16 protein-coding genes are annotated in these 16,796 nt (G+C 74.3%); 9 read left to right on the top strand and 7 right to left on the bottom strand.

Features of this window, described 5'->3' with window-relative positions:
* The first annotated feature begins 10 nt into the window (after positions 1-10).
* Together RBH18_RS09300 and RBH18_RS09295 are read left to right on the top strand one after the other, a co-directional pair.
* A complete protein-coding gene (locus RBH18_RS09300) occupies positions 11-670 on the top strand; it encodes a response regulator transcription factor (protein WP_306205782.1) in 660 nt (219 codons plus the stop codon).
* Positions 671-680: 10 nt separating this feature from the next.
* The gene (locus RBH18_RS09295; RefSeq protein ID WP_306205780.1) at positions 681-2,015 is read left to right on the top strand and encodes a sensor histidine kinase; all 1,335 of its coding nucleotides are present in this window, start codon (positions 681-683) and stop codon (positions 2,013-2,015) included.
* Here the strand turns inward: RBH18_RS09295 and RBH18_RS09290 are convergent.
* Positions 2,005-2,910, bottom strand: coding sequence for a TAXI family TRAP transporter solute-binding subunit (locus RBH18_RS09290; RefSeq protein ID WP_306205778.1), 906 nt, complete (start codon positions 2,908-2,910; stop codon positions 2,005-2,007). The two genes, RBH18_RS09295 and RBH18_RS09290, sit on opposite strands and share 11 nt — an antisense overlap.
* A gap of 97 nt (positions 2,911-3,007) precedes the next feature.
* On the opposite strand from RBH18_RS09290, the gene RBH18_RS09285 reads away from it, so the two are divergent.
* Positions 3,008-3,655, top strand: coding sequence for a hypothetical protein (locus tag RBH18_RS09285; RefSeq protein WP_306205777.1), 648 nt, complete (start codon positions 3,008-3,010; stop codon positions 3,653-3,655).
* Here the strand turns inward: RBH18_RS09285 and RBH18_RS09280 are convergent, their stop codons facing one another.
* Together RBH18_RS09280 and RBH18_RS09275 are read right to left on the bottom strand one after the other, a co-directional pair.
* The gene (locus tag RBH18_RS09280; RefSeq protein ID WP_306205775.1) at positions 3,656-4,312 is read right to left on the bottom strand and encodes a response regulator; all 657 of its coding nucleotides are present in this window, start codon (positions 4,310-4,312) and stop codon (positions 3,656-3,658) included. It lies immediately after the preceding gene.
* Entirely contained in the window at positions 4,309-5,418 is a 1,110-nt protein-coding gene (locus RBH18_RS09275) for a sensor histidine kinase (protein WP_306205773.1), read from the bottom strand. Before RBH18_RS09275 ends, RBH18_RS09280 begins: the two co-directional genes overlap by 4 nt.
* Positions 5,419-5,561: 143 nt before the next feature.
* Here RBH18_RS09275 and RBH18_RS09270 point away from each other — a divergent pair, with 143 nt between their 5' ends.
* Positions 5,562-6,575 carry an alpha/beta fold hydrolase gene (locus RBH18_RS09270; RefSeq protein ID WP_306205771.1) on the top strand — a complete coding sequence of 338 codons (1,014 nt, stop codon included), beginning with the start codon at positions 5,562-5,564 and terminating at the stop codon, positions 6,573-6,575.
* Positions 6,576-6,689: 114 nt separating this feature from the next.
* Here RBH18_RS09270 and RBH18_RS09265 read toward each other — a convergent pair whose 3' ends face one another.
* Positions 6,690-7,265, bottom strand: coding sequence for a helix-turn-helix domain-containing protein (locus RBH18_RS09265; RefSeq protein ID WP_306205769.1), 576 nt, complete (start codon positions 7,263-7,265; stop codon positions 6,690-6,692).
* Between the two features lie 65 nt (positions 7,266-7,330).
* Between RBH18_RS09265 and RBH18_RS09260 the strand changes: the two genes are divergently transcribed.
* Together RBH18_RS09260 and RBH18_RS09255 are read left to right on the top strand one after the other, a co-directional pair.
* On the top strand, positions 7,331-8,278 hold the full coding sequence (locus tag RBH18_RS09260) for an NAD(P)/FAD-dependent oxidoreductase (RefSeq protein ID WP_306205767.1): 948 nt from the start codon (positions 7,331-7,333) through the stop codon (positions 8,276-8,278).
* Positions 8,275-9,834, top strand: coding sequence for a DHA2 family efflux MFS transporter permease subunit (locus RBH18_RS09255; RefSeq protein ID WP_306205764.1), 1,560 nt, complete (start codon positions 8,275-8,277; stop codon positions 9,832-9,834). Before RBH18_RS09260 ends, RBH18_RS09255 begins: the two co-directional genes overlap by 4 nt.
* Positions 9,835-9,944: 110 nt before the next feature.
* On the opposite strand, the gene RBH18_RS09250 is transcribed toward RBH18_RS09255, so the two are convergent.
* Positions 9,945-11,054 carry an alpha/beta hydrolase family protein gene (locus RBH18_RS09250; protein WP_306205762.1) on the bottom strand — a complete coding sequence of 370 codons (1,110 nt, stop codon included), beginning with the start codon at positions 11,052-11,054 and terminating at the stop codon, positions 9,945-9,947.
* Positions 11,055-11,150: 96 nt separating this feature from the next.
* Between RBH18_RS09250 and RBH18_RS09245 the strand changes: the two genes are divergently transcribed.
* Complete coding sequence (locus RBH18_RS09245) at positions 11,151-11,555, top strand: hypothetical protein (RefSeq protein ID WP_306205760.1); 405 nt, start codon at positions 11,151-11,153, stop codon at positions 11,553-11,555.
* Here the strand turns inward: RBH18_RS09245 and RBH18_RS09240 are convergent.
* Positions 11,528-12,514 (bottom strand): Glu/Leu/Phe/Val dehydrogenase dimerization domain-containing protein, encoded by a 987-nt coding sequence (locus RBH18_RS09240; protein WP_306205758.1) that lies wholly within the window; start codon positions 12,512-12,514, stop codon positions 11,528-11,530. The genes RBH18_RS09245 and RBH18_RS09240 overlap by 28 nt on opposite strands.
* A gap of 80 nt (positions 12,515-12,594) precedes the next feature.
* On the opposite strand from RBH18_RS09240, the gene RBH18_RS09235 reads away from it, so the two are divergent.
* A complete protein-coding gene (locus RBH18_RS09235; protein WP_306205756.1) occupies positions 12,595-13,053 on the top strand; it encodes an Lrp/AsnC family transcriptional regulator in 459 nt (152 codons plus the stop codon).
* Positions 13,054-13,170: 117 nt separating this feature from the next.
* Here the strand turns inward: RBH18_RS09235 and RBH18_RS09230 are convergent, their stop codons facing one another.
* A complete protein-coding gene (locus RBH18_RS09230; protein WP_306205754.1) occupies positions 13,171-15,357 on the bottom strand; it encodes an alpha-galactosidase in 2,187 nt (728 codons plus the stop codon).
* 48 nt (positions 15,358-15,405) lie between these two features.
* Between RBH18_RS09230 and RBH18_RS09225 the strand changes: the two genes are divergently transcribed.
* Entirely contained in the window at positions 15,406-16,794 is a 1,389-nt protein-coding gene (locus RBH18_RS09225; RefSeq protein ID WP_306205752.1) for an AMP-binding protein, read from the top strand.
* Positions 16,795-16,796: the final 2 nt, after the last annotated feature.

Genomic DNA, 16,796 nt, shown 5'->3' with positions numbered 1-16,796 from the left:
TTGCGGCTTCATGCGGATCCTGCTGGTGGAGGACGATCACCGGGTCGCCGGGGTGATGACGTCGATGCTGCAGCGCCGCGGTTACGAGGTCGAGCACGCGGCCACCGCCGGGGCGGCGCTCGCGGCGGCGCCGTGCGACCTCGTGCTGCTGGATCTCAATCTGCCCGACGGTGACGGGGTCGAGGTGTGCCGCGCGCTGCGGTCGCGCAGCGCGCATCTCGGCATCATCGCGGTCACCGCCCGGGGCGAGGAGCGTGACCAGGTCACCGGGCTGCGGGCGGGGGCCGACGACTACGTGGTCAAGCCGTTCTCGATGGCCGCGCTGCAGGCCCGGATCGAGGCGCTGCTGCGGCGCTCGGCGCTGCCCGGGCCGGCCCCGCGCGAGGCGGTCGAGCTCGGGCCGCTGCACATCGACTTCGCCGCCCGGACCGTACGCCTGCAGGGGCGCCCGGTCCCGCTGACGCGCAAGGAGTTCGACCTGCTGGCGTCGCTGGCCCGGCAGCCGGGCGTGGTCCTCGACCGGGACCGCATCCTGCTCGACGTGTGGCAGAGCACGTTCTCCGGGCGGCACACGCTCGAAGTGCACGTGGCGTCGCTGCGCGCCAAGCTCGGCCGTCCGGGCCTGGTGCAGACCGTCCGGGGCGTGGGCTACCGTCTCTGCACCGACTGAGAGGGGCAGGGTGCGCCGGCGGCTGGTCTCCACGTACGTGCTGCTGCTCGCGCTGGTCCTCCTGGCGCTCGAGGTGCCGCTCGCCGTGTCGCTGACCAACCGGGAGACGCAGCAGGTGCTCGCGGACCGGCTGGCCGACGCCACGCGCTTCGCCGCCCTGGCCGCGCCCGCCCTGCGCACCGGCGACCTGGCCGCGCTCACCGGTGAGCTGCGGCGCTACCACGAGCTGTACGGCATAGGCACGCTGCTGGTCGACCAGGACCAGCAGGTTCTCAGTACGATCGGCGGCCCGCCGCCCGGCGCCGGCGCCACGACAGGGGCGATCCGCGGCGCGCTCGCCGGGCGTCAGGTCAGCACCCCGGCGACGCTGTGGCCGTGGCGCGACGATCCGCTGATGGTGGCCGTCCCGGTCAGCGACGGCGGCGCGGTACTCGGGGGCCTGGTCACCGCGTCGCCGACCACGCGCAGCCGGGACGCGATCGTCGTGTCGTGGGCGGAGCTGGGCCTGGGCGGGCTGCTCGCCGTCGTCGCCTGTGTCGTGGCGGCGCTGCGGCTGGCGACGTGGGTGCTGCGCCCGGTGACCCGGCTCGACGCGGTGGTGCACGAGATCACCGCCGGGGCCGACGACGCGCGCGTGGTGCCCGGGGCGGGGCCGCCCGAGCTGCGGCGGCTGTCCGCGAGCTTCAACGAGATGGCCGACGCGGTGGCCGAGGCGATGGAGCGGCAGCGGTCCTTCGTCGCGTACGCGAGTCATCAGCTGCGCAACCCGCTCACCGTCGTCCGCCTGCGCGTCGAGGACCTGGCCGACCGGCTGGCGGGACCGGGCGCCGAGCAGGACCACGGGTACGCTCTCGAGGAGATCGACCGCCTGACCGGCGTCCTGGACAGCCTGCTCGCCCTGGCCCGCGCGGAACGGGGCCGGCAGCCGATCGGGGAGGCCGATCTGGCCGCCGTGGCCCGGGACCGGCACGCGGCCTGGCAGCCCCTGGCCGCCCGGCGCGGCATCGCGCTGGTGCTGTCGGCGGACGGGCCGGCGTACGCGAGAGGTGTGGGCCTCGATCAGGTGCTGGACGCGCTGATCGACAACGCGCTGAAGTTCACCCCGGCGGGCGGCCGCGTGACGATCACCGCCCGCGAGGGCCTCCTCGAGGTCGCCGACACCGGGCCGGGGATGACGGCGGAGCAGTGCAAGCTGGCGACCGAGCGCTTCTGGCGGGCGCCCGACACGCAGAACGTCGACGGCGCCGGGCTCGGGCTGCCCATCGTGGCGGTGCTGGCCGAGGCGTCGGGCGGGCGGCTCGAGCTGGTGCCCGGGCCGGGGCTCGTCGCCAGGATCACGCTTTGACCGAGCGGTAGTAGCGTGCGGCGCCCGGGTGCAGCGGGACGGGCGACGTGGCGATCGCCGAGCGGATGTCCAGGCGCTCGGCGGCCGGGTGGGCCGCCGCGAGCACGGCCCGGCGTTCGAGGAGCAGGCGGGTGAGGTCGTACGCGGTGGCTTCCGGGAGGGAGCCCGGCACGACGAGCAGATTGGGCACGGCGATCGTGGCGACCGCCGGCACGTGGTAGGCCGAGGTGGGGACGTCGCGGACCTCGTACACGTCGCTGTAGGTCTGGCGCAGCGCGGGCGCCCACTCGGCAAGCCCGACGAGACGGATCGGCGCGTCGCTGCCCAGCTGCTGCACACCGGTCACGGGCAGCCCGCCGGAGAAGAAGAACGCGTCGATCTCCCGTGCGGTCAGCGCCGCCAGCGAGTCGTCGAGGCTCAGCTCGCGCCGCCGGATCAGCCCGGTGCCGGCCATCCGCGCGACGGCCAGCAGCCGGTCGACCGTGACCACCGTGCCCGACCCGCGCGCCCCGACCGACACCCGCTTGCCGCGCAGGTCACCGAGGGCGGTGACGGAGCTGTCCGCCCGTACGACCAGATGCAGCAGATCGTCGTAGACCCGCGCCAGCGCCGACGGCTGCTCGCCGGTCAGGATGTCGGCCTGCGTGAAGCCGACCTCCGCGCCGCCGGTCGACACGAGCTGGACGTTCGCGGCGGAGGCGGCGGTCGTCAGGACGGTCGCCTCGGTGTTCGGCAGCTCCCGGCGGATCAGCCCGGCCAGGGCCGTCCCGACCGCGTGATAGACCCCGGTCGGGCTGCCGGTGGCGATGCGGACGCGGCGCCGCTCGGGCTCGCGGGCCGTGCAGGCGGCCAGGACGGGCAGCGCGAGCCCGGCCAGCAGGGAACGGCGTCTCATGATCGCGCAATTTTTCCTCAAGTCGGGGCCGCGGAGCTACCCGCCGAACGGCCGGTCGGCCACGGTGTCTTCCAAGCCAACGGGAGGATGACCGCCGATGAACCACGACACGATCCGCGCCGTCGTCCTGCCGGGCGCGCTCCCGGCCGCCTTCGAGGCCGCCTGCCTGGTGGAGTGCACCGGCGTCTCCCGCCTGTCCCGGCTGTCCCCGGCGCCGGCCGGGCGCACGGACCCGGCCCTCTTCGCGGAGTTCAACCAGCCCTCAGCGGCCGGCCGGCTCATCAGCCTCCTGCAGGTGCTCGGCCACGACGCCGCGGTCACGGTCCGGGAGGCAGGCGGCCGCCGCCGCTACCTGGTCCACGGTGTTCTGGTCGCGCCGCAGGACCGGGCGATCATCGACCGTACGCTGGCCACGGCCTGGCGGCAGGGACGGCAGGCGCTGCTGGCCACCGAGCAGCTCGGCGCCACCTCGCCACGACACGCCCAGCGCATGACCCTCGCCCGCGCGGCGTGGCAGGCGGCGCTGCGCTCCTGCGGCTCCCGCCGCCGCCGCGACGAGGCCCTGTGGGTCCGCCTGGGCGACCAGACCCTGGCCACCGTGCTGATCCGCGCGGCCCGCCTGCTCGGAGTGAACGCCGAGGTCGTCCGGCGGCCGGGCTGCCTGCTGGTGATCGTCCCGGCGACGATGCCCGAGGTGGCCGCCTTTCCCCGCACCCTGGGCGAGGCGGTGGCGACCCGGGGGTGATCAGGCCGGAGCGACGAGCCCCGACTCGTACGCGAGGACGACCAGCTGCGCCCGGTCCCGCGCCGCGAGTTTCGTCATCGCCCGGCTCACATGGGTCTTGACGGTCGCCGGGCTGATCACCATGGCGGCCGCGATCGCGGAGTTGGACAGTCCCCGGGCGGCGAGCTCGACGACCTCCCGCTCGCGGTTGGTGAGCACCTCCAGCATGGCCGTGCGGGCGCGGCGGGGCGGCCGGGCCACGTACGAGGAAATGAGCTTGCGGGTGATCGCCGGCGACAACAGGGCGTCACCACGCGCGGCGACGCGGATGCCGTGCAGCAGGTCGGCGGGCTCGGTGTCCTTCACGAGGAAGCCGGCGGCACCGGCGCGCAGGGCGGCATAGACGAGGTCGTCGAGCCCGAAGTTGGTGAGCATGACGACGTGCACCCCCGCCAGGGCCGGGTCGGCGCTGATCCGGCGGGTCGCCTCGATGCCGTCGAGCCCGGGCATCCGGATGTCGAGCAGGGCCACGTCGGGCCGGTGTCGCGCGGCGAGCTCGACCGCCTCCGCGCCGGTGCCGCCCTCGGCCACCACGGTCAGGTCGTCCTCGGCGTCGACGAGGGCGCGGAACCCGGCCCGGATGAGCGCCTGGTCGTCGGCGAGCAGCACCCGGATCACGCCGGCACCTCGCGGGGCAGCGTCGCGTGGACGCGGTAGCCCCCGCCCGTGCGGTGCCCGATCCGCAGGGATCCCCCGACGGCGGCGACCCGGTCGCGCATGCCGGTCAGCCCCCGGCCGGGCGCGTCGTTCCCGCCGAGCAGGTCCGGCGCGCCGGGCGCGTCGTCCTCGCCGGGCAGGTCTGGCGCGCCGGGCCCGTCGTTCTCGACGTGCACGTCCAGGGCGCCGGGCTTGTACGCGAGCCGCACGGTCACCGTCGCCGCCCCGGCGTGCCGGGTGACGTTGGTGAGTGCCTCCTGCACGAGCCGATAGGCGGTGTGCCGCACCGGCCCCGGCAGGGCCCACGGCGATCCGGTGACCGTCAGCGTGACCGGCACACCGGCGTCCCGGGCGGCCGCGACCAGCTCGTCGATCTCGCCCGGGTCGCTCAGCACCTCGAGCGCCGCGCGCAGGCTCGCCATCGCCTCCCGGCCGGCCTGCTCGATGGCGAGCAGCGACTCCGGGACGGGCTCGCCGCGCTTGCGGGCCAGGTGCACCGCGACTCCCGCCCGCACCTTGATCAGCGAGATGCTGTGGGTGAGCGAGTCGTGCAGCTCCCGGGCGATGCGCAGCCGTTCCTCGTCGCGGGCGCGCTGCTCGAGCCGGGCGACCTGCGCGGCGCGCTGGCGGGACAGCTCACCGGCCACGCCCGCGGCGACCAGCCAGCCGGCGAGCAGCAGCCAGCGCTGCAGCGCCTCCTGGGGCCGGCCGCCGGGACCGGCCAGCTCCCCGGCGACGCCGCCGATCAGGACCAGGCCGGCGGCCGCCCCGGCCGGCCAGCGGTGCCGGGCGCGCACCGCGGCGTGCAGGGCGACCATGACGACCAGGGCCGGCGCCACGCCCGGATAGCCGCGCAGCTGGTAGCCGAGCATGCACGCGGTCGCGAGGCCGAGCACGGCCAGCGGCGCGCGGCGCCGGACGGCGGTCGCCAGCGCCGGGACCACGAGCAGGAACGAGCTGACCAGGTCGAGCCGGACCCGCCCGGGTGGCGCCGTCACCGCGGCCGCGACGACCAGGATCGTCAGGCCGATCGCGGCGGCCCACGTCCGGCGCGCGCGCTCTTCCATGGCAGACACCCTACGGCTTCCGTCGCGTGTGGACGTCCCCTCCTGACCGTAGATCCGGCTACGCCAACGGATGTAGGCGGGCCGCGGGAATGCCATCCTCCGCCGGATGCCCGCACCCCGTGCCCGGCGGCATCGTCGTGGGCATGACTGTGCGCCGCGTCCTCGCTGTCCTGCTCGGCATCGTCGTCGTGCTGGTCGGCGGCTTGGCTGTCTGGGACGGCAGCCCCGATCTCGACCCGCGGCGTGAGCTGCTGCCCGGGATCGCCCTCGACCTGCGGACCGCCGAGACCGTGCGGGGCCCGATCGAGTACGACCTCTCCGGCACCGGCGGCCCGGTGGTGCTGTCGGTGCACGCGGGGCTCGGCGGCGCCGACCAGGGCCGGCTGTTCGCGAGCCGGCTCACGGGCTTCCGGATCCTCAGCCCGTCGCGCCCCGGCTATCTCGGGACACCGCTGGGCAGTGGGCGGCGCACCGTCGAGGAGCAGGCCGATCTGCTGGTGGCGCTGCTGGACGCGCTGGGCATCGAGCGGGCCGGGGTGTTCGCGGCGTCGGCGGGGAGCCCGGTCGCGTACATGCTTGCCGCACGCCATCCCGACCGCGTCTGGGGACTGGTGTCGGTCGGCGGGGTGAGCCTCGCGGATCCGGATGCCTCGCCGAGCTCGCGGGGACGGACCCTGTTCCTGAACCTGTTCGGGCAGAAGCTCGCGAAGCTGACCGCCACGGTGTCGCTCGAGACGATCGTGCGCGGGACGCTGGACGAGACGAGCACGTTCACCGAGGAGCAGAAGGCGCAGCGGGTGGCGTACATCCTCGGAACGCCGGGGGTGCGGGACTTCTTCGCCGCCAGCTTCGCGACGACCTTCCCGTACGAGAAACGGCTGCCCGGCACGGCGAATGACGCGCGGCAGCGGCGGACGCTGAGCATTCCCTTCGAGCGGATCCGCGCGCCGGCGCTGATCGTCCACGGCACCCGGGACGGCGATGTGCCGTTCGCGGACGGGCGGCATGCCGCGGGGGCGATCCGGGGCGCGCGGCATCTGTGGCTGACCGACGACGATCATCTGGGCTTCTGGCTGGGCCCGGGGGCGGGCGCGGCGCAGCGGACCGCCTCGGACTTCCTGCACGCGGCGGCGGCCGAACAGGCGCGCGGCTCGTGACCGCGGCCGAACGGGCGCGCGGCTCGTGACGGCGGCCGAACGGGCGCGCGGCTCGTGACGGCGGTCAGGTCGGCGGGGCGGTGTCGCGGACCGGGGCGGCGGGCCGGCTGTGGCTCATCGGTCGCCGCGGGGGCGGGCGCGGACGTGGGCCTTCTCGCCCTGGCGGCCGAAGAGGCTCAGGAACTCGACGGCCTCCGGGTCGGCGGCGCCGAACCAGTGGGGGGTGCGGGTGTCGAACTCGGCGGCCTCGCCCGGGACCATGATCAGGTTGTGGTCGCCGAGGACCACGCGGAGGCGGCCGTTGAGGACGTAGAGCCATTCGTAGCCCTCGTGGGTCTTGGGTTCCGGGTCCCGGCGGGCCGTGCCCGGCGGGATGATGATCTTGTACGCCTGGATGCCGCCCGGGCGCCGGGACAGCGGCAGCATCGTCATGCCGTGGTGGGTGACCGGGCGCAGGTGGATGCGCGGGTCGCCGGTGGGCGGGGCGCCGACCAGCTCGTCGAGGGTGACGCCGTGCACCCTGGCGAGGGGCAGCAGCAGCTCCAGTGTCGGGCGGCGGTCGCCGGACTCGAGGCGGGAGAGGGTGCTCACGGAGATGCCGGTGGCCGCCGACAGCTCGGTGAGGGTCGTCTCTCGTTGCTTGCGGAGGGCGCGCAGGCGGGGGCCGGTGGCGGCGAGGGCGTCGGTCATCCCCTGATTTTGCCGAAACCGCAACTTTCTTTGCCACCCGCTCGGCGGAAAAGCATGGTGGGTGCATGACTGACGAGCTGCAGGACGCGTACGACGTGATCGTCGCCGGCGGGGGAGCCGCCGGCCTGAACGGAGCCCTGATGCTGGCCCGCTCGCGCCGCTCGGTGGCGGTGATCGACGCCGGGGCGCCGCGCAACGCGCCCGCCGCCGGGATCCACGGGCTGCTCGGGCGCGAGGGCATGCCGCCGGCCGAGCTGCTGTCGCTCGGGCGTGCCGAGGTACGCGGCTACGGCGCGCACGTGGTCACCGGCGAGATCAGTGGCGTCGCCCGCAAGGAGGACTTCGTCGTGACCCTCCAGGACGGCCGGACTGCCCGGGCGCGGCGGCTGCTCGTGGCGACGGGGCTGGCCGACGAGCTGCCGGACGTGCCGGGGCTGCGGGAGCTGTGGGGGCAGGACGTGATCCACTGCCCGTACTGCCACGGGTGGGAGGTCCGGGACCGGGCGATCGGGGTGCTGGCGAGCGGGCCGATGTCCGTACACCAGGCTCTGCTCTTCCGGCAGTTGAGCGACGACCTCGTGTACTTCGGCGCTGTGGCCGGTGAGGACGCCGAGAAGTTCGAGGCGCTCGGGATCCGTGTGGTGAGCGCCACGGTTACGGGTCTGGAAATCGTCGGTAATCGGCTTGCGGGGGTACGGCTCGCCGACGGTACGGTGATCAGCCGGGAGGCCTTGGCCGTCGCGACCCGCATGGTGGCGCGCGCCGGGTTCCTGAGCGATCTCGGGCTGCACCCGGTGGATCATCCGTCGGGTGCGGGGCAGCACTACCCGGGGGATGCGACCGGGCGCACCGACGTGCCCGGGGTCTGGGTCGCCGGCAACGTGACCGACCTGGCCGCGCAGGTGGGCTCGGCCGCTGCGGCGGGCGCGCTCGCCGGGGCGCACATCAATGCCGACCTGGTGGCGGAGGATGCCCGCCACGCCGTCTTGATCCGGGGGGATTCGACACAGTGAGTACGCAGAGCGCGGCGGCGCCGGGGAAACTCGACGCCGCCGTCCTGAAGATCGCCGGGGTGGTCGTCCTCGGCGCCATCATGTCGATCCTCGACGTGACCGTCGTGAGCGTGGCGCTGCCCACGTTCCAGACCGAGTTCGGCGCCTCCTACGCCGAGGTCGCCTGGACCATGACCGGCTACACCCTGGCCCTGGCCACGGTGATCCCGCTGACCGGCTGGGCGGCCGACCGGTTCGGCACCAAGCGGCTCTACATGGCCGCGATCCTGCTCTTCACGCTGGGCTCCGGCCTGTGCGCGACGGCGGACGGCATCGGGCAGCTCATCGCCTACCGGGTGCTGCAGGGCCTGGGCGGCGGCATGCTGATGCCGCTCGGCATGACCATCATGACCCGGGCGGCGGGCCCGGAGCGCATCGGCCGGCTCATGGCCGTCCTCGGCATCCCGATGCTGCTGGGCCCGATCGGCGGCCCGATCCTCGGCGGCTGGCTGATCGACGCCGCCAGCTGGCACTGGATCTTCCTGATCAACCTGCCGATCGGCGTGATCGCGCTGATCTACGCGCAGTTCGCGCTCCCCAAGGACGACCCGTCGCCGTCGGAGAGCTTCGACTTCGTCGGCATGCTCATGCTGTCCCCGGGCCTGGCCCTCTTCCTGTACGGGGTCTCGTCGCTCCCCGAGACCGGCACGGCGACCGCCACCAAGGTGTGGCTGCCCGCGCTCGCCGGGGCGCTGCTGGTCGTGGGCTTCGTGTTCTACTCGTTCAAGCCCCGGCACCCGCTGCTCGACCTGCGCCTGCTCACCAACCGGAACCTGTCCGTCGCCGCGATCACCCTCGCGGTGTTCACGATCGCGTTCATGGGCGCCGGGCTGCTGTTCCCGAGCTACTTCCTGCAGATCCGCGGGGAGACCACGCTCGCCGCCGGGCTGCTCATGGCGCCGCAGGGCATCGGCGCGATGATCACGATGCCGATCGCGGGCACGCTGGCCGACCGGGTGCCCGTGGGGCGTACGGTGCCGTTCGCGATGCTCCTCATGGCCGTGGGCTTCTTCGGCTTCACGCAGGTGTCGACCGACACGTCGTACTGGCTGCTCGGCGGCTCCCTCTTCGTCATGGGCCTGGGCATGGGCGGCACGATGATGCCGCTGATGACCTCCGCGCTCAAGACGCTGACCAGCCACGAGGTCGCCCGCGGCTCCACGCTGCTCAACATCCTGCAGCAGGTGGCGGGCTCGATCGGCTCGGCCCTGATGTCGGTCATCCTCACCAGCCGCCTCAACGGCTCCCCGGAGATCCCGGGCGCCGGCGTCACCGAGGCCCAGCTGGCCATCGCCGCCGAGCAGGACCCGTCGATCACCCAGCGGATGCCGGTCGAGCCGTCGCTGCTGGAGCGCGGGCTGTCCTTCGCCGCCGACGCGTTCGGCACGACGTTCTGGGTGGCGTTCGGCCTGGTCCTGATCACGCTGATCCCGGCGTACTTCCTGCCGCGCCGCAAGCAGCAGGGCCCCGCCGTCCCCGAGGGCGAAGCAGCGGCAGCGCCCGTCATGCTGCACTGACCGTGATTCGCCGGAGCCGCCCTGCCCGTCCGGGCCGGGCGGCTCCGCTGTGCGTACCCGTCACCGCAGAACCGGAGCTCTGCGGGACGTCGGCCGCCCGTGGCGCCGGGTCACGCCGGCGTTCCCGGCGCCGGGCCGACGAAGGAGACCTCGGGATAGCGGGGCGAGGGCCCGTCGAGCAGCGGCCGCGGCCGCGCGCGCAGGTGCCGGTCGAGGAACGCCCGGTCATAGGCCCGGATGATCTCGATGACCCGGTCGCCGGCCAGGGGCTGCACCGGCTCGCCGATCAGCGGGCCGAACGCCGCGGCGTCGCTGAACGAGAAGTGCTCCACCTGCGCCACCTCGAGCCAGCGCCGCCACCCGGTCAGGTGCGCCCAGGTCGCCGGCCAGGACGGATCGGCGTGCGAGGCCGCACCCATCATCAGGAAGGGCCGGTCGAGCTCGCGCGTGACGTCATGATGGAAGGTCCCGTCCATGTTGATCCCGGCGTCGAAGCGCGCGTCGGCGAGCATGACGGCGGCGGCCGCCGCCCCGCCGAGCGAATGGCCGGCGACGGCGACCCGGCCGGGATCGACGGGCCACCGGCGCGGCGAGCCGAGCAGCCGGTCGAGGACGAACGAGAGGTCCTCGGCCCGGCTCCGGACGATCGCCGCCGGGTCCTTGTCCGCCCGCGCGCAGAGCACGCATCCGATGACGCGCCCGTCCGGGAAGGTGATCGCGGCCGCCTCGTAGGTGTGGTCGACGCCGGCCACCACGTACCCGCGGCTGGCGAGGTCCTCGGCGATCGCCGTCTGCAACCAGCGGGGCGTGCCGAAGCCGGGCGAGAGCAGGACGAGAGGCAGCCGTCCGGCGCTGCGCAGCACGGGCACGCCGGCCCGCGCGTGCGTCCGGACCCGGGTCAGCGCGTCCGGCTCCGCCCCCCGGACGTCGAACAGCTCGACGAACATCGACGACTCGAGCGCCGAGGCGTACGCGACATGCGGGCCGCGGCCGGTCGCGGCCGGATACCAGACGGAGACCATCAGGTGCCGGGGCCCGTCCGGCACCCACGGATCCGTGCGGTCGCCGTCGACCAGGTGCAGATCGTCACGGCCGACCGGGTACGGCCCGGTGGGCCTCGGCAGCGTGACCGAGCCGGCATCGGCGGCGACCGGTGCCGGCCCGGCCACCACAGTCAGTGCGGCAACCAACGCTGCCGTCCATCGCATCAAGGGCTTCATGCCGGCATCATGCGACCGGCCACCTGGGAGCCCGCTGAGGAAGACGGGGGCCGCGTATCTGGGGGCGAGTGCGGGCGCTCTGTGAAGGGTCACCTCATGGGGGAGGTTCCTGTGGTCGTCCAATCACCACCCACCAGCTTCCTGCGGACGCACGGCAAGACCATCGCCGCCTTCGCCGTCACCGTCGCCACCGCGGTCTATCCGCTGCTGCAGCAGGGCCGGATCGGTGCGGCCGGCGCCGTGTCGATCGCCCTTGCCGTCGTGTCGAACGTCGGCGTCTATCTGGTGCCGCTCGCCCCGCGCGCGAAGTCGGCCAAGAGCATCGTCGCGGTGATCCTGGCCGGGCTCAATGTCGCCACGACGCTTGCCCTCGACGGCGGCATCTCGGCCGGCGACTGGGGGCAGATCATCATCGCCGCCGCCGGGGCCGCCGCCGTCTATCTCGCGCCTGCCGCCACACCCGAGACGAACACTCAGGTCGGGTGGGGCAAGGACTCCTGAATCCGCTGCCGGGCCGCTTCGGCCGGGCTTGTTCCCCGGGTACGGGCGGCGGCCAGGATCCCGGTCAGCGTGGCGCCGATGCCGCGCACCCGGGCCGCCGCCGCCTCCGGCGTCTCGTGACCCAGCTCGACGGCGGTCGCGTGGATGATGCCGCCCGCACCGACCACGATGTCCGGTGCCCAGAGGATGCCGCGCTCGTGCAGCATCAGGGCGGTGTCCGGGGCGTCGAGCTGGTTGTTGGCCGGTCCCGCCACGGCGGCACAGCGCAGCCGGGGCACCGACTCCGGCGTGAGCAGCCCGCCCAGCGCGGCGGGCACGAGCACGTCGGCCTCGGCGGTGAGGCAGCTGTCCGGGTCGGTCCAGCGGGCCCCGGAGGCGTGGGCCTTCCGGCGGTCGTCCACGTCGCTCGCGATCAGGGTGGCGCCCTCCTCCGCGAGCAGGCGCAGGATGTGCGATCCGACGCGCCCGACGCCGAGAACGGCGAAAGTGCGGCTGCCGAGGTCGTCGCCGCAGATCGCCCGCAGCGCGGCCAGGGTGCCCTCGGCCGTGTGGACCGACGAGTCGCCGCTGCCCCCGGCGCCGGCGGGCCGACAGAAGACGTGGCCGGTGCGCTCGCCGATGGTGACCATGTCGCCGGGGCCGGTGCCGACGTCGGGCCCGGTCGCGTACGCGCCGCCGAGCCCCTCGATCACGTCACCGACATCGTGCAGGAGCTCGCGGCTCGCCCGGCCGGCGACGACAACCGTCTTGCCGCCCCCGTGCGGAAGACCCGCGAGCGCCGCCTTCCCGGTCATCGCGGCGGACAGTCGCAGGGCGTCCTCGAGCCCCTCCCGCCAGTCCGGATAGGCGGCGACCCGGCACCCGCCGATCGCCGGCCCCCGCGCGGTCGAGTGCACCGCCACGATGATCGTCGCGCCGGAGCGGGCGCCGCGCTCGATGAGAATCTTCTCGTGCGTCATGCCGGGAAACGCTAGCCAGATGATCGGCCGCCACCCGGCCGTCCCGAACATCGTTCGGCAACTCGGGCCATAATCCTCCCGTGGACGAACTTGATGCGGCGATCATCCAGCAGCTCCAGCACGACGCACGGCAGACCAACCGGGAGCTCGCCCGGGCGATCGGCATCGCCCCGTCCAGCTGCCTGGCCCGGGTCCGCGCGCTGCGCTCGCGGGGCGTCATCACCGGCTACCACGCCGAGATCAGCCCGGCGGCGCTCGGCCGCGGCGTCCAGGCCCTGCTGCACGTCCAAGTGCGGCCGCTGAGCCGCACGGTGATCGAGGGCTTCAAGACGTACGCCATGACCCTCCCCGAAGTCCTGTCCGTCTTCGTCCTGGCCGGCGGCGACGACTTCCTCGTGCAGGTGGCGGTGCCGGACGTGGACAGCCTGCACGCCTTCCTGATGGACAAGTTCAGCGGCCGGCGCGAGATCGTGGGCTTCCGCAGCTCGATCATCTACGAACACACCCGCAAACAGGTCATCGAGCCGCTCGACCTCTGAGCACGGCGAGCTTCCACCGTGGTCCGTGGTGGACCGCGCGGCCTTCGGCTCCTCACCGCCGCCTGTTGGGAGGCCGCAGCCACTCTCGGCGCACCCCGGCCGCTCGCCCCTGGACTGCTACACGGCGTCCGCCCGGTAGAGGACGACCTGGTCCGGGAAGAGGCGCGGGGACGCCACGCCGGCGTGTTCGAGGGCTGCTCCGGTGAGGATCAGCTCCTCGCTCCACCACGGCGGCGGGAGCAGGCCGGCGGGTGCGGTGCCTGGCAGGACCGGCTGGATGCGGTAGCGGCGCTCGGGGGGGAGGCCGCGCAGGCGCAGGCGGGGGGCCGGGTCCGGGGTGATGCTGTCGGTCACCGCCATCGCGAGGATCGCCCGGGAGCGGTCCGGTGCCAGCACGCCGTGCACGACGATCCGGTCGTCGTAGCCGTCCATGCGGACCAGGTCGCCGCCCAGCAGGAGGTCGCGGTGCTCCTTGTGGAAGGTGATCCACGAGGCCAGCTCGGTCAGCTCCGCCGGCGTCGCCCCGGCCAGGTCCCATTCGATGCCCAGGTGGCCGAAGACCGCCGTGCCGGCGCGGTAGGCCAGGTCGTGGCGGCGGCCGGTGACGTGGGAGCGGGGCGAGGCGATGTGGGAGCCCAGGTACTCCGGGGGGACGAGCTGGGTGGTCCAGCGGAGGATGCGCTGGCGGTCGTGCGGGTCGATGTTGTCGGAGACCCACACCCGGTCCGTACGCTCCAGCACGCCCAGGTCCACGCGGGCGCCCCCGGACGAGCAGGACTCGATCTCCAGGTCGGGGAACGTGGCGCGCAGCTCGTCGAGCAGCCGGTAGAAGGCCTGCGTCTGGGCGTGGACCGCGGCCCGGCCGCCCCGGGTCTGGTCGCCGGCCTCGGTCAGGTCGCGGTTGTGGTCCCACTTGACGTAGTCGATCGCGTACTCCTGGAGGATCGCGACCAGGTGCGACTTGACGTGCTCGTAGGCGGCCGGGATCGACAGGTTGAGGACCTGCTGGGTACGCGACTCGACCGGCCAGGTCCGGCGCGCGGCCATGATCCAGTCGGGGTGCGCGCGGGCCAGGTCGGAGTCGGGGTTGACCATCTCCGGCTCGAACCAGAGGCCGAACTGCATGCCCAGCGCCCGTACCCGGTCCACCAGGGGGTGCAGCCCGGCCGGCCACACGTCGGGGGAGACGGTCCAGTCGCCGAGGCCGGACGTGTCGTCGCGGCGGGAGCCGAACCAGCCGTCGTCGAGGACGTAGCGCTCGACGCCGGCGGCCGCGGCGCGCTCGGCGAGGTCCACGAGCCGGTCGAGGTCGTGGTCGAAGTACACGGCCTCCCACACGTTGATCGTCACGGGCCGGTCGGGGGAGACCTTGCGGTCGCGCTCGCGCAGGTGGCGGTGGAAGCGGTGGGCGACGGCGTCCAGGCCGTGGCCGTACGAGCCGTAGAGCCAGGGGCTCTCGTACGCGTCCCCGCCCTGCAGGAACAGCTCGCCCGGCAGCAGCAGCTCCCCGCCGCCCAGCAGCTGCTCGCCGGTGTGGGCGCGCTCGGCGTAGTGCAGGTGGTTGCCGCTCCACGCGGTGTGCACGGCCCAGACGTCGCCGGACGCGAAGTCGAAGCCGGTCGTGCCGGCGTGCAGGACGTACGCGCTGTCGGCGCCCGTGCGCCCCTTGCGGTTCTCGCGCGCGTGCACGCCGAACGAGAACGGCGACCGCTGGGGAACGCGCTCCTGGTTGTGCCGTCCGCCGAAGTCGAGCAGCTCGGCGGCCTGCGCGGGGACGGGCAGGGCGACGGCGAGGCCCTGCAGGGCGTACGGGCGGGGTGCCAGATTCTTGATCGTGGCGCGCGTGCGCAGCAGGCCGGTGCCGCGCAGCTCCAGGACGACCCGCAGCTGCAGGCGCTCGGTGTCGTCGACCGCGACCGCCTCGAGCACGCCCGCACCGGCGGCGGTGAACCCCGTCACCGGCGCGCCGTCGAGGGTGACGGACGTGACCGTGAACGCCGGCGACCAGCCCTCGCCCGCGAACGACCCGGCGAAGGGGTTGGCGAACGCGCCGGTCAGGCCGGGGCGCCCGGACCACCCGGTGCTGTGCTCGGGCACCAGCGCCGGCCGGGGCCTCGGCTCGATGTCGTTGGAGCCGGTCATCGGCGCCGCCGCGGTGATCAGGGCGGTGGCCAGCTCCGCGTCGAGCCCGGGCAGCTCCGGTCCCCAGTAGGTCACCGCGGGCAGCCGGTTCCCGCTCGTCTCGACGAGGACGCTGACGCCCCCGGCGGTCAGCGCGCAGACCACGCCGTCGTCGATGCTCATGTCGATGGCCTCCGGTGTGTCAGGGCGGCTTCTGCGATGATCGGGGACATGCGGCTGCTCACAGCGTTGCACGCCCCCGAGGACCGCTCCGCCATGATCATCTCAGACGGCACCGCGGTGTCGCGCCATGAGCTGCTCGAACGGGCCGCCGGGCTCGCCGCGCGGCTGCGGGGAGAGCCCATCGCGGCGGTCCACGCCACGCCCGGGCTCGCCACGATCACCGCCGTCACGGCCGGGCTGCTGGCCGGGGTGCCGATCGTCCCCGTGCCGCCGGACGCCGGCGACGTCGAGCGCGAGCACATCCTGCGCGACTCCGGGGCCGCGGTGTTCCTCTCCGACGATCCCGCCGTTCCCGGCTCGCCGATCACCGGCGTCCCGCCGTCGTCGGACGTCCCGGACGAGCCCGCGCCGGCGGCGCCCGCGCTCGTGCTCTACACCAGCGGCACGACCGGCCCGCCGAAGGGCGTGGTCCTCTCCCGCGCGGCCGTCGCCGCCGACCTCGACGCGCTCGCCGGCGCCTGGCAGTGGACCGCCGACGACACGCTCGTGCACGGCCTGCCGCTCTACCACGTCCACGGGCTCGTGCTGGGCGTGCTGGGCGCGCTCCGGACCGGGTCGCGCCTGGTGCACACCGGCAGACCCACCCCTTCCGCGTACGCCGCAGCGCGCGGCAGCCTCTACTTCGGCGTCCCGACCGTGTGGTCCAGGGTGGTCGCCGAGCCGGAGACCGCGCGCGCCCTCCGCGGCGCGCGGCTGCTCGTGTCGGGGAGCGCGCCGCTGCCCGTGCCCGTGTTCGAGCGGCTCGCCGAGCTGACCGGGCAGGCCCCCGTCGAGCGGTACGGCATGACCGAGACGCTCATCACGGTCAGCGCCCGGGCCGACGGTCCCCGCCGCGCCGGGCACGTCGGGCTGCCGCTGGCCGGCGTCCGCACCCGGCTCGTGGACGAGTCCGGCGCCGAGGTGCCCCGCGACGGCAGCACCATCGGCCAGCTGCAGGTGGCCGGCCCGACGCTGCTGGACGGCTACATCGGGAGGGGCGCGGCGCCCCTGACGGACGGCTGGTTCAGCACCGGGGACGTCGCCACGATCGGCCCCGACGGCTGGCACCGGATCGTCGGGCGGGCGTCCACGGACCTCATCAAGACCGGCGGCTTCCGGGTCGGTGCCGGCGAGGTCGAGGACGCCCTGCTGCTGCACCCGGCCGTGACCGCCGCCGCCGTGGTCGGGACGCCGCACGACGACCTCGGGCAGCAGATCACCGCGTACGTGGTCGCGTCCGGCGTCTCCCCGGACGAGCTGATCGCCTTCGTGGCCGGGCGCCTCGCCGCCCACAAGCGTCCCCGGGTCGTCCACCTCGTCGGCGACCTGCCGCGCAACGCCATGGGCAAGGTCCAGAAGTCCTTACTGTCGGGTAGCCAACGTCACCCTGGACTTTGATT

It is taken from the genome of Actinoplanes oryzae, from assembly GCF_030757795.1.
Taxonomy (GTDB): Bacteria; Actinomycetota; Actinomycetes; order Mycobacteriales; family Micromonosporaceae; genus Actinoplanes.
This window is presented reverse-complemented; position numbering and strand designations above follow the sequence as displayed.